Source organism: Caldimonas mangrovi, assembly GCF_023721835.1.
Lineage (GTDB): Bacteria > Pseudomonadota > Gammaproteobacteria > Burkholderiales > Burkholderiaceae_C > Caldimonas > Caldimonas mangrovi.
Genome location: NZ_JAMKFE010000009.1, coordinates 178,188 through 190,632, shown reverse-complemented (window position 1 = coordinate 190,632; position 12,445 = coordinate 178,188). Strand labels below are relative to the sequence as shown.

12 protein-coding genes are annotated in these 12,445 nt (G+C 63.8%); 3 read left to right on the top strand and 9 right to left on the bottom strand.

What is annotated here, in order from left to right:
* Nucleotides 1–14 precede the first annotated feature (14 nt).
* Genes thrC through M8A51_RS16130 form a run of 3 tightly spaced genes read right to left on the bottom strand, consistent with a single transcriptional unit; the run spans nt 15 to nt 4,002 of the window.
* Nucleotides 15–1,421 carry a threonine synthase gene (thrC, locus tag M8A51_RS16140; protein WP_251779514.1) on the bottom strand — a complete coding sequence of 469 codons (1,407 nt, stop codon included), beginning with the start codon at nt 1,419–1,421 and terminating at the stop codon, nt 15–17.
* Between the two features lie 25 nt (nt 1,422–1,446).
* A complete protein-coding gene (locus M8A51_RS16135; RefSeq protein ID WP_251779513.1) occupies nt 1,447–2,757 on the bottom strand; it encodes a homoserine dehydrogenase in 1,311 nt (436 codons plus the stop codon).
* Between the two features lie 18 nt (nt 2,758–2,775).
* Complete coding sequence (locus tag M8A51_RS16130) at nt 2,776–4,002, bottom strand: pyridoxal phosphate-dependent aminotransferase (protein WP_251779512.1); 1,227 nt, start codon at nt 4,000–4,002, stop codon at nt 2,776–2,778.
* Nucleotides 4,003–4,157: 155 nt separating this feature from the next.
* On the opposite strand from M8A51_RS16130, the gene M8A51_RS16125 reads away from it, so the two are divergent.
* The 3 genes from M8A51_RS16125 (at nt 4,158) to M8A51_RS16115 (ending at nt 6,945) form a co-directional block, all read left to right on the top strand.
* Complete coding sequence (locus M8A51_RS16125) at nt 4,158–4,532, top strand: Mth938-like domain-containing protein (RefSeq protein ID WP_251779511.1); 375 nt, start codon at nt 4,158–4,160, stop codon at nt 4,530–4,532.
* A gap of 119 nt (nt 4,533–4,651) precedes the next feature.
* Nucleotides 4,652–5,128, top strand: coding sequence for a peroxiredoxin (locus M8A51_RS16120; RefSeq protein ID WP_251779509.1), 477 nt, complete (start codon nt 4,652–4,654; stop codon nt 5,126–5,128).
* A 176-nt stretch (nt 5,129–5,304) separates the two neighbouring features.
* Nucleotides 5,305–6,945 (top strand): PhoH family protein, encoded by a 1,641-nt coding sequence (locus tag M8A51_RS16115; RefSeq protein WP_251779507.1) that lies wholly within the window; start codon nt 5,305–5,307, stop codon nt 6,943–6,945.
* 75 nt (nt 6,946–7,020) lie between these two features.
* On the opposite strand, the gene dnaB is transcribed toward M8A51_RS16115, so the two are convergent.
* The 6 genes from dnaB to M8A51_RS16085 all read right to left on the bottom strand — a co-directional run bounded on the left by dnaB (nt 7,021) and on the right by M8A51_RS16085 (nt 12,445).
* Nucleotides 7,021–8,448 (bottom strand): replicative DNA helicase, encoded by a 1,428-nt coding sequence (dnaB, locus tag M8A51_RS16110; RefSeq protein ID WP_251779506.1) that lies wholly within the window; start codon nt 8,446–8,448, stop codon nt 7,021–7,023.
* A 164-nt stretch (nt 8,449–8,612) separates the two neighbouring features.
* The gene (gene rplI / locus M8A51_RS16105; RefSeq protein WP_251779505.1) at nt 8,613–9,065 is read right to left on the bottom strand and encodes a 50S ribosomal protein L9; all 453 of its coding nucleotides are present in this window, start codon (nt 9,063–9,065) and stop codon (nt 8,613–8,615) included.
* Between the two features lie 11 nt (nt 9,066–9,076).
* On the bottom strand, nt 9,077–9,361 hold the full coding sequence (gene rpsR / locus M8A51_RS16100) for a 30S ribosomal protein S18 (protein WP_251779503.1): 285 nt from the start codon (nt 9,359–9,361) through the stop codon (nt 9,077–9,079).
* Between the two features lie 46 nt (nt 9,362–9,407).
* Nucleotides 9,408–9,689 (bottom strand): primosomal replication protein N, encoded by a 282-nt coding sequence (priB, locus tag M8A51_RS16095; protein ID WP_251779502.1) that lies wholly within the window; start codon nt 9,687–9,689, stop codon nt 9,408–9,410.
* A 37-nt stretch (nt 9,690–9,726) separates the two neighbouring features.
* Entirely contained in the window at nt 9,727–10,089 is a 363-nt protein-coding gene (gene rpsF, locus M8A51_RS16090; protein WP_251779501.1) for a 30S ribosomal protein S6, read from the bottom strand.
* A gap of 238 nt (nt 10,090–10,327) precedes the next feature.
* Nucleotides 10,328–12,445 carry a sodium:solute symporter family protein gene (locus M8A51_RS16085; protein WP_251779500.1) on the bottom strand — a complete coding sequence of 706 codons (2,118 nt, stop codon included), beginning with the start codon at nt 12,443–12,445 and terminating at the stop codon, nt 10,328–10,330.

Genomic DNA, 12,445 nt, shown 5'->3' with positions numbered 1-12,445 from the left:
GATCCGTGGAGGGATCAGCAATTCTGCGCGATGTAGTCCTTGATCGCCTGGGGCGATGGCGGCATCACCGTGTAGCGCTTGGGCAGGTCCTCGATGCCCTGCAGGGCTGCGGGCCGCTCCGGTTCGCGCCCCAGGGCCTCGACAATCGTCGCAGCGAACTTCACCGGCAAGGCCGTCTCGAGCACCAGCATGGGCACATCGGGCTGACGGCGCTCGCGCGCCACCTTCAGGCCATCGGCGGTGTGGGTATCGATCATCACGCCGCAACGCTCGAAGGTATCGCGGATCGTCGCCAGGCGATCGGCATGGGTGCTCTTGCCCGAGACAAAGCCATAGTCGGCAATACGGGCGAACTCGTGCGGCAGCAGCTGGAACGAACCGTGCAGCTCGACCTCCTCCTTGAACAGGCGGCGCGTGCGCTCTGCGTCGCGACCGAGCAGGTCGAACACGAAGCGCTCGAAGTTCGAGGCCTTGGAGATGTCCATCGACGGGCTCGACGTCTCGTGGGTCTCGGCGCTTTTGCGCACGCGGTAGGTGCCGGTGCGGAAGAACTCGTCGAGCACGTCGTTCTCGTTCGTCGCCAGCACCAGCTGCCGGATCGGCAGCCCCATCATGCGTGCGACGTGCCCCGCGCAGATGTTGCCGAAATTACCCGACGGCACCGCGAAGCTGACGACCTCTTCATTCGAGCTCGTTGCCTGGAAGTAGCCGGCGAAGTAGTAGACGACCTGCGCGACCAGCCGCGCCCAGTTGATCGAGTTGACGGTGCCGATGCGGTGACGGCGCTTGAATTCCAGGTCGTTCGAAACCGCCTTGACGATGTCCTGGCAGTCGTCGAACACGCCTTCGACGGCCAGATTGTGGATGTTGGCGTCCTGCAGGCTGAACATCTGCGCCTGCTGGAAAGGGCTCATGCGACGGTGGGGCGACAGCATGAACACCCGCACCCCCTGCTTGCCACGCATCGCGTACTCGGCAGCGCTGCCGGTGTCGCCCGACGTCGCACCGAGAATGTTCAGCTGCTCGCCACGGCGGCCCAGTTCGTACTCGAACAGGTTGCCGAGCAGTTGCATCGCCATGTCCTTGAAGGCCAGCGTCGGTCCGTTGGACAAGGCTTCGAGGCACAGGCCGGGCTCCAGCCGCTTCAGCGGCACGATCTCCGCGGTACCGAACACCTCCTGGCGATAGGTACGGACCGCGATGTCGCGCAGGTCGGCCGACGGAATGTCGTCGATGTAAAGCGACAACACCTCGAACGCCAGCTCGGCATACGGCAGCTTGCGCCAGCGTGCGAGCGTGGCGGCGTCGACCTTCGGGTACTCGGCCGGCAGGTACAGGCCGCCATCCGGCGCCAGCCCCTCGAGCAGGATCTCGGAAAAACCGCGCAAGGTCCGGTCGCCCCGGGTGCTGATGTACTTCAAATCCGTCTCCGACGATGGGCTGCGTTCAGTTCAGTTCTTCCTTGCGGATGCGCACGATCGGCTGCAGCACGGTGGTCAGCGCCTGCATCTGCGCCATCGCGCGGTTCATGCGGCCTTCTTCGGTGTCGTGCGTCAGGATGATCAGGTCCGTCTGATTCTCGTTGTCGCCGGCTTCCCGCTGCAGCACTGCGTCGATCGAGATGTCGTGCTCGGCCAGGATGCCGGTGATGCGTGCCAGCACACCGGTCTGGTCGGCGACGCGCAGGCGCAGATAGAACGAAGTGACGACCCGGTCGATCGACAGGATCGGCGTGTTGTCGAGCGCGTCCGGCTGGAACGCCAGGTGCGGCACGCGGTGATCCGGGTCGGCCGTGTGCAAGCGCGTCACGTCCACGAGGTCCGCCACCACCGCCGAGGCGGTTGGCTCGGAGCCCGCGCCCTTGCCGTAGTACAGGGTCGAGCCCACCGCATCGCCGTGCACCACGACCGCGTTCATCGCCCCCTCGACGTTGGCCACCAGCCGCTTCTCCGGCACCAGCGTCGGGTGCACGCGCAGCTCGATGCCTTGCTCACGCCACTTGGTGATGCCCAGCAGCTTGATGCGGTAGCCGAGTTGTTCGGCATAGGTGATGTCGGCCGCCTGCAGCTTCGTAATGCCCTCGACATAGGCCTTGTCGAACTGGACCGGGATGCCGAACGCGATCGCGCTCATGATGGTTGCCTTGTGCGCCGCATCGACCCCTTCGATGTCGAAGGTCGGGTCAGCTTCGGCATAGCCGAGACGCTGGGCCTCCTTCAGGACCGTGTCGAAGTCCAGGCCCTTGGAGCGCATTTCGCTCAAGATGAAGTTCGTCGTGCCGTTGATGATGCCGGCGATCCACTGGATGCGGTTGGCCGTCAGCCCCTCGCGCAGCGCCTTGATGATCGGCACACCACCGGCCACCGCCGCTTCGAACGCGACCATCACGCCCTTTGCGCTGGCCGCGGCAAAGATCTCGGTGCCGTGCACGGCCAGCAACGCCTTGTTGGCAGTCACGACATGCTTGCCTGCCCCGATGGCTTTCAGCACGAGTTCCTTGGCGCGGGTGGTGCCGCCGATCAGCTCGACGACGATGTCGATGGCCGGGTCGGTCACGAGTGCATCGAAATCGGTGGTGAGTTCGATGTCCGAGCCGAGCGAGGCGCGCGCCTTCTCGGCATTACGCGCGGCAATGCGCGCGACCTCGATGCCACGCCCGGCACGGCGCTTGATTTCGGCCTGATTCCGGCTGAGGACGTTCACGACACCGCTGGCGACGACGCCGGCGCCCAGCAACCCGATGCGGATGGGATTCATAGGAACTCGATCAGTGATTCAGTAGGAATGACGTTTGCGGTAGTGCTCGAGGAAACGTGCGATGCGGCCAACGGCCTCCGTGAGGTCGTCCGAGTTCGGCAGGAACACCAGCCGGAAGTGGTCGGGCTGCGGCCAGTTGAAGCCGGTGCCCTGCACGATCAGTACCTTCTCCTCGGCCAGCAGCTCGTAGGCGAACTGCTGGTCGTCCTCGATCGGATACAGCTTCGGGTCGAGCCGCGGGAACATGTACAACGCGGCCTTCGGCTTGACGCAGCTGACGCCTGGGATGTCGGTCAGCAACTGGTGCGCCAGATCACGTTGGCGGCACAGTCGGCCGCCCGGCGCCACCAGGTCCTTGATGCTCTGGTAGCCCCCGAGCGCCGTCTGGATCGCCAACTGCCCCGGCGTGTTCGCACACAGGCGCATCGAAGCCAGCATGTTCAGGCCCTCGATGTAGTCGCGCGCATGCTTCTTTTCGCCCGACACCACCATCCAGCCGGCGCGATAGCCGCAGGAACGGTAGTTCTTCGACAGGCCGTTGAACGTGACGCACAGCACGTCGTCGGCCAGCGAAGCGATGCTGGTATGCGTGTGGCCGTCGTACAGCGTCTTGTCGTAGATCTCATCGGCGAACACGATCAGCTGGTGCTCACGAGCGATCTCGACCAGTTCGAGCAGCAGCGTATCGGGGTACAGCGCGCCGGTCGGGTTGTTCGGATTGATGACGACGATGGCCTTCGTGTTGGACGTGAGCTTGCTCTTGATGTCGGCAACGTCCGGCATCCAGTCTGCCTGCTCGTCGCACATGTAGTGCACCGGCTTGCCGCCCGACAGCGCCACCACCGCCGTGTACAGCGGATAGTCCGGCGCCGGGATCAGCACCTCGTCACCGTCGTTGAGCAGCGCGTTCATCGACATGCCGATCAACTCCGACGCCCCGTTGCCGAGGAACACGTCGTCGACCGTCACGCCACGCACGTTCTTCTCCTGCGTGTAGTGCACCACCGCCTTGCGTGGCGCGAAGAGACCCTTCGAATCGGTATAGCCGGCCGTATGCGGCACGTTACGGATCATGTCCTGCACGATCTCGTCGGGCGGCTCCAGGCCGAACACGGCCAGATTGCCGATGTTCAGCTTGATGATCTTCTGGCCCTCTTCTTCCATCTGGCGAGCCTTCTCCAGCACCGGCCCCCGGATGTCGTAGCAGACATTGGCCAGCTTGGCGGATTTGGAGACGGGTTTCAAAAGAACCTCCGCAGACGGAAAAATCGGTGGCAGCAAGGATTTACAGGTTTGCTGCAGTGCAAAACCTATAATTTAACCACACGCTTCGCTCGTCACCGGCCCGAAATGGACACGCGTGTCCGGCCGCAGTACTTCACCCCAGTTGCAATCTCGACGTGAAACTTCAGCCCGACCGCATCGATTCAGCCAACGTCATAGGCGCCCACGGCCCGGGCGGCGTGACGATCAACGGGCGGGTGCACCACGCCAGCGTGGTCGTGCCATCCAAGGGCGACGTGGTCGATTGGTCCTGCAAGCGGATCGAGGACCTCCGCGCAGAGCACTTCGAGCAGGTGGCACGGCTGGAACCCGAAGTCGTGCTGTTCGGCAGCGGCGCGCGACTGCGCTTCGCAAGCCCGGAAGCGTTGCGCCCGCTCATCGAGCGGGGCATCGGTGTCGAGACGATGGACACAGGCGCGGCGTGCCGTACCTACAACATCCTCGTGTCGGAAGGCCGCACCGTGGTGGCGGCACTGCTGATCGCAAGTTGAAACGCCCGCGCAACTGGCGTTTCTGGCAGGCCTGCAAAGGGCCCGCACGTCGGGGGAATTGACAGGTGCCCGTATAATGAGGGGCTACGCCTACCGGGCGCACCACTTCCAAAATCTACATGACGCCAGCTCTCAATAAACCCCTCCCGGAATTTGAAGCGCTCGCGACCGGCGGTGTGAAGTACACCCCGCAGGGTTTTGCGGGGCAAACCGTCGTCCTGTACTTCTACCCCAAAGACAATACCCCAGGCTGCACCACCGAGGCGATGCAATTCCGCGACAAGCACAAGGACTTCTTGAAGGCCGGTGCGGTGGTATTTGGCGTTTCGCGCGACAACATGGCCTCGCACGACAAGTTCAAGCAAAGCCTGGAACTGCCGTTCGACCTGATCGCCGACACGGAAGAAAAGATGTGTCACATGTTCGGCGTGGTCAAGAACAAGATCATGTACGGCAAGAAGGTCAAGGGGATCGAGCGCAGCACGTTTGTGGTCGACAGTGATGGAGTCCTGCGCCACGAATGGCGTGGCATCAAGGTCGCAGGCCATGTCGACGACGTGCTGAAGGCCGTCAAGGCACTCAAGAAGTCGGCCTGATACCGCGCAGGCAACCGCTGTCGCGGTCCCCGCCGACACCATCGTTGATCAGCCATCTGACTTGTGCATAATGGGTCCATGCCGTTGAGTTGGACTCCTGCATAAACCGCGAAGCCGCACAGCTTGCTGTGCGGCTTTTTGTTTTCGCAGCCTGACGTTAGCCACGTCGCCCCGCAATGCCACTGCCGAAGCCACCCGCCAAGAAAGCCACCGTCCTTTCCCTCGCCGACATCGACGCGCAAGCTGCCCCCCGGCCGGCGAAACGCTCCTCCAAGGCCGAGCCTGCTTCGCCGGCCGTGCTCGATCTGTTCGACCCCCAAGACAAACCAGCTCCCGCGACCGCCAAGCCTCAGGCGAAGACGGTCACCGCGGTCCCGGCACGCCCTGCACCGAACAAGGCAGTGACTCCCAGACGTTCCACGCCGGCCGGGCCGAAACGCCTGTTCGTGCTGGACACCAATGTGCTGATGCACGACCCGATGTCGCTGTTCCGCTTCGACGAGCACGACATCTATCTGCCGATGATCACGCTGGAGGAGCTCGACAGCCACAAGCGCGGCATGTCGGAAGTGGCCCGCAATGCCCGGCAGGTCAGCCGCGAGCTGGACGCGCTCGTCGCCGACAGCCCGCGAGCGATGCCGGACGGCATCCCGCTGGCCAAGACCGGCCATCGCGAAGCCGCTGGCAGCCTGTTCTTCCAGACGCAGTTGCTGAAGATCGAATTGCCGGAAGGGCTGCCACAGGGCAAGGCCGACAACCAGATACTCGGCGTGGTGCAGGCCTTGCGCGCGCAGCATCCTGAGCGCGATGTCGCGCTGGTGTCCAAGGACATCAACATGCGCATCAAGGCGCGTGCGCTCGGGCTGCCTGCAGAGGACTACTACAACGACAAGACGCTCGACGACGTCGACCTGCTCTATACCGGCGTGCTTGCGTTGCCTGGGGACTTCTGGGAGCGGCACGGCAAGACCATGGAAAGCTGGCAGCAAGGCGGCCTGACCTTCTACCGCATCAGCGGACCGCTGGTGCCGGCATTGCTCGTCAACCAGTTCGTCTACCTTGAAGCGCCAGGCGTTGCGCCGTTGTATGCCAAGGTCACCGAGATCACCGGCAAGACCGCCGTACTGCGCACGGTGAAGGAATACACCCACCAGAAGAACGCGGTCTGGGGCGTGGTGGGTCGCAACCGCGAGCAAAACTTCGCGCTGAACCTGCTGATGGATCCTGAGTGCGATTTCGTGACTCTGACAGGCACGGCCGGCACCGGCAAGACGCTGATGACACTGGCCTCCGGCCTGAGCCAGGTGCTCGACGAGCGGCGCTACACCGAGATCATCGTGACGCGCGTCACGGTGCCGGTCGGTGAGGACATCGGCTATCTGCCCGGTACCGAGGAGGAAAAGATGTCGCCCTGGATGGGCGCGCTCGATGACAACCTCGAAGTGCTGGCACGCTCGGACTCCGGTGCCGGCGAATGGGGACGTGCGGCCACCAACGAACTGGTGCGCTCGAAGATCAAGATCAAAAGCCTGAACTTCATGCGCGGCCGCACCTTTCTGAACAAGTTCGTGATCATCGACGAGGCGCAGAACCTGACGCCCAAGCAGATGAAGACGCTGATCACCCGCGCCGGGCCCGGCACCAAGATCGTCTGCCTGGGCAATTTGGCTCAGATCGACACGCCCTACCTCACCGAGGGCAGCTCGGGCCTTACCTACGCGGTAGACCGTTTCAAGGGTTGGCCGCACAGCGGCCACGTCACCCTCGCGCGCGGCGAACGCTCGCGGCTGGCGGACTTCGCCAGCGAGGTGCTCTGAGCAAGGCCACGTCGGCCGAAAAGAAAGCGGCTCCGAGGGAGCCGCTTTTTTCTTGTCCGGGAGCGATCGCAACGCTCAGTATTCGTCGCCGCCGAAGCTGCCCGGCGCCAGGTTCTCGAACTTCGTCAACGGCTTCAGGAAGGCGAGCTTCACCGTCCCGACAGGGCCGTTACGCTGCTTGCCGATGATGATCTCCGACACCCCGGGCTCCTTGCAGGCTTCCTTGGTGTAGTACTCGTCGCGGTAGATGAACATGATGACGTCCGCGTCCTGCTCGATGGCGCCGGATTCGCGCAGGTCACTCATCATCGGACGCTTGTCGGTGCGGGTTTCGACACTGCGGTTCAGCTGCGACAGCGCGATCACCGGGCAGCGCAGCTCCTTGGCCAGCGCTTTGAGGCCGCGCGAGATCTCGCCGATCACGGTGGCCCGGTTTTCTTCGCTGGCCCCGCCGCTGCCGCTCATCAGCTGCAGATAGTCGACGATGATCAGGCCCAGCTGCCCGCATTGCCGCGCCTGCCGTCGCGCGCGGGCGCGCAGCTCGCTCGGTGACAGGCCGGGGGTCTCGTCGATGAAAATGCTGGCATTGCGCAGCTTCTCGACCGCCTCGGAAAGGCGCGACCATTCGTCGTCGCGCAATGCACCGGTGCGCAGGTGCTGTTGGTCGATGCGGCCTAGGGAGCCGACCACACGCAGCGCGAGCTGTGAAGCCCCCATTTCCATCGAGAACACCACCACCGGCAAGCCTTCGCTCACCGCGACATGCTCACCGATGTTGAGCGCAAAGGCCGTCTTGCCCATCGACGGGCGGGCAGCGAGGACGATCAGGTCGCCCGGCTGCAGCCCCGCCGTCATGCGGTCCAGGTCGAAGAAGCCGGTGCGAACGCCGGTCACGTCTTCCGCGCCGTTCTCGGCCAGCTCCTGCACGCGGTCGAGCAGGTCGACCACCAGCGAGTCCATCGAGTGAAAGCCCTGCTTGGAGCGCGAGCCTTCCTCGCCGATCTTGAAGATCTTGCCCTCGGCCTCGTCGAGGATCTGCGAGACCGGCCGCCCCTGAGGGTTGAAGGCGGCCGTCGCGATCTCGTCGCTGGCGGCGACCAGTTTGCGCAGCACGGCGCGCTCTCGGACGATCTCGGCGTAGCGGCGCAGGTTGGCGGCGCTCGGCACGCTTTGGGCGAGCGCGTTCAGGTACTGCAGCCCGCCGCATTCGTCCGCCTTGCCGAGGCTCTGCAGCTGTTCGTAGACAGTGATCACGTCGGCAGGCTTGGTCGCGTTGATCAGGTTGCCGATCGCCGCGTAGATCATGCGGTGCTCGAACCGATAGAAGTCGCTGTCTGTGAGCAGATCGCCGGCACGGTCCCAGGCGCCATTGTCGAGCAGCAGGCCACCGAGCACGCTCTGCTCAGCCTCGATCGAGTGCGGCGGCACGCGCAGGCGTGCAACTTCGTCGTCGACCCGCCGTGGGGCCCCGGAAAACTCTGAACCGCTCAGAATGGCAGACATAAGCGACGAAGATTAGGGCGGCCCCCCGCCCAAGGCAAGGGACAAGTCTGTGGAAAACCGCTGGACAGCCAGGGGACGGCGGAGGACAACTCCGACGCCATGAAAAAAGACAAAAGGCCGGTCTTTCGACCGGCCTTCATCGCGGAACAACGCCGCTGCCGGCTTCAGTCGGCTTCGGCCACCACGTTGACGGTGATGTCGACGACGACGTCGGTGTGCAGTGCCACCGACACCGGGTGCTCGCCGACGGTCTTCACCGGACCGTTGGGCAGCCGCACCTGCGACTTGGCCACTTCGAAGCCCAGCTTGGCCAGGCCTTGAGCGATGTCGAAGTTGGTCACAGAGCCGAACAGGCGGCCGTCGACACCGGCCTTCTGCGCGATCTGGACCGTCTTGCCAGCCAGCTTCTCGCCTTGCGCTTGGGCAGCGCCCAGCTTGTCGGCGGCGGCCTTCTCGAGTTCGGCGCGCTTGGCTTCGAACTGCTTGATGGCGGCTTCCGTCGCGCGACGGGCATGGCCAGTCGGGATCAGGTAGTTGCGCGCGTAGCCGTCCTTGACCTTGACGACATCACCGAGGTTGCCGAGGTTGGCCACTTTTTCGAGCAGGATCACTTGCATGTTCTGGCTCCTCAGACCTTGTGCTGGTCGCTGTACGGCAGCATGGCGAGGAAGCGGGCACGCTTGATCGCGGTGGACAGCTGGCGCTGGTAGATCGCACGGGTGCCGGTCAGGCGGGCCGGGATGATCTTGCCGTTCTCGCCGACGAAGTCACGCAGCGTGTCGACATCCTTGTAGTCGATCTCTTCAACACCGGCGACGGTGAAGCGGCAGAAGCGCTTGCGCTTGAACAGCAGCGATTGCTGGTTGCGCTTGCCTTTACGGTCCTTGGAAAACTTACCACGGGGCGGGGGCATGATGACCTCCTTAAATGTCTATCGATCCGAATACAAAACGAACGTTCTAGGGCAGCTCGGTGATGTGAAACACCACACCTCGGCCGTTGCGCTGCGAAGCGAGGAAACCGGCGAAATCCCGGGCGACGCCCAGTTCCACACGGTTCAGTTGCTCCGCCATCGGCCCGATCACCACCGACCTCAGTTCCATGCGAACCTGTCGTTGGTGCCCGGCTTCCGCAGCCATCGACTCGTGCGCCAGGCGCAGGTCCAGGGCCGCAAGGCCGGCGGGCGTGTAGCGCATCGCACTGCGTTCGACGATCGCCGCGGTCAGAACCAGGCGGTTCATTCAGCGAGGTCGTGCAGGCGAACGGCCGCGAACACCTTTAAGCCGTAGTTTCCTGTTGCGCCTTCTTGGCTTCTTCCTTCTCCACCATCTTCATCATGACGGACGGAGTGGTTTCGGCCTTGCTCTTCTGCACCGTCAGATGGCGCAGCACGGCGTCGTTGAAGCGGAAGCCGGTCTCGAGCTCTTCCAGCGTTTCCTTGCTGCATTCGATGTTGATGCAGATGTAATGGGCTTTTGCAAGCTTCTGGATCATGTAGGCCAGCTGACGGCGGCCCCAGTCTTCCACGCGGTGGACCTTGCCACCGGCCGCGGTCACGGCGCCCTTGTAGCGCTCGACCATGGCGTTGACCTGCTCGCTTTGATCCGGATGGATCAGCAAAATGATTTCATAGTGACGCATCGACACTCCTTGTGGGTTCACGCGACGAGAAATCGCCGCGCATGAAGCCGCCCCGGGGCGTCGCATCGCTTGGCAGACCCGTCCTCCCTTCAGGGGAACGACAAGGCACAAGCAATACCGGGTGCGGCAAGGAAAGCCCGAAAGTATAGCGCATCGGAAGCAAAAAAGCCCGCTCCGGGTGGAGCGGGCCTCAGGAGCCGCCTTCAAACTCGGGCGGCCAGGGGTGCGCGCGTCGGTGTCAGGCCGACTTGAGGTTCGGATAGCGGACGTGTTCGACCAGCTCCTGAACGTCCTTCTTCGGTGCCGGGGTCACCAGGCTCACCAGCACGATGACCGCGAAGCCCAGCGGCACGCCGAAGACGCCGGCCGAAATCGGCTGGATGTCGAACCACAGTTCGACCGGCGAGGTGACGCCGAAGATGCTGCGCAGCCAGGGCTGGGTCGTCGCCATGTAGTAGAAGGTGATGCCCAGGCCGCTGACCATGCCCAACACCGCGCCGATGCTCGAAGCCCGTTTCCAGAAGATGCCGAGCACGAGCGCCGGGAAGAACGCTGCCGCAGCAAACGAGAACGCCGCAGAGACCAAGAACAGGATGTCCGCCGGCTTCTGCGCTGCCACGTATGCAGCGCACAGGGCCACCACCAGCAGCAGGATCTTGGAGATCATGACGCGGCGGGAGGTGGGTGCGTTCGGGTCGATCATCTTGTAGTACAGGTCGTGCGACAGCGCATTGGCGATCGTCAGCAGCAGGCCGTCGGCAGTCGACAACGCAGCCGCCAGGCCGCCCGCAGCGACCATGCCCGAAACCACGTACGGCAGGCCGCCGATCGCGGGCGTCGCCAGCACGATGATGTCGCCACCGATCTTCATCTCGCCGAGCTGGAAGATGCCGTCCTTGTTGATGTCGGTCACCGACAGCAGCGCCGGGTCGACCTTGTTCCAGGCAGCGATCCAGTCAGGCAATCTGTCGAACGGCGTACCGACCAGCGCCGTGAAGATCTCGTACTTGACGAGCACGGCCAGCGCAGGCGCGGTGAAATACAGCAAGAAGATGAAGAACAACGACCAGAACACCGACTCGCGGGCCTGCTTCACCGATGGCGTCGTGTAGTAGCGCATCAAGATGTGTGGCAGGGCCGCAGTACCGACCATCAGACAGAAGATCAGCGCCAGGAAGTTCCGCCGCGACGTGTCGAACGCTTTTTGCGCTGCCGCGTCTCCGTTCGGGTCTCCTGCGAAGATCTGTGCATGGGCCGGCATGCCGGCCAGCGGCTTGGCACGTCCTTCGGCCCCCGTCTTCGCCGCGGTATAGGCCTTGCGGGCGTCAGCTTCCGTCTGCGGCAAGCCGGCAAGTGCCTTTTCCGCCGCTTGAATGTCTGCCAGGGCGGCGTTCTGTGCCTTCAGGTCGGCCAGCTTCTGCTCGGCAGCAGCCTTGTCGGCCGCCATCGCGGCCGGCACGTCCTTCAGCTTGGCGTCGGCCGCGGCGGCCTGCTGCTTGAACAGCTCGATGACTTCGAGTTCCTTCGGGTCCTCACGCAGCCGCTTCTCCGCCGCAGATACCTTCTCGAGCTGGTAGCCGTAGATGGCCTGCGGCACCGGCACGCTGGTCTGCTTGACCGACAGCCAGACCACCGGGAGGAGGTAGGCAATGATCAGGATGATGTACTGGGCGACCTGCGTCCAGGTGACGGCACGCATGCCGCCGAGGAAGGAACACACCAGAATGCCGCCCAGACCGACAAAGATGCCGATCTCGAATGCCAGGCCGGACAAGCGTGCAGTGATGATGCCCACCCCGTAGATCTGCGCCACCACGTAGGTGAAGGAGCACAGGATCGCCGCACAGATGCCGATGAAGCGGGCCAGATTGCCGCCGTACCGTGCCCCCAGGAAGTCAGGAATCGTGAACTGCCCGAACTTGCGAAGGAAGGGCGCGAGGAACAGCGCGACCAGGCAGTAGCCGCCGGTCCAGCCCATGATGAAGGCCAGGCCGTTGTAGCCGGTGAGGTAGAGCGTGCCGGCCATGCCGATGAAGGAGGCCGCCGACATCCAGTCGGCACCGGTCGCCATGCCGTTGTAGATCGCCGGCACCCGGCGGCCTGCCACGTAGTACTCGGCGGCGTCGCTGGTGCGACTCATGATGCCGATGCCGGCATACAGGGCCACGGTCGCGAGCAGGAAGATGAAACCGATCCAGTTCCGCGGCAGCCCCATCTGCTCGAGGATGGCGAGGACGACCACGAAGATGACGAAGCCGCCGGTGTACCAGCCGTACACCTTGTTGAGCTGCTTCTTGAACGCGGCATTGGCCGCTGCCCCCGATGTGCCGCTTGCGGCGGGTGAGAATCCAGCCAT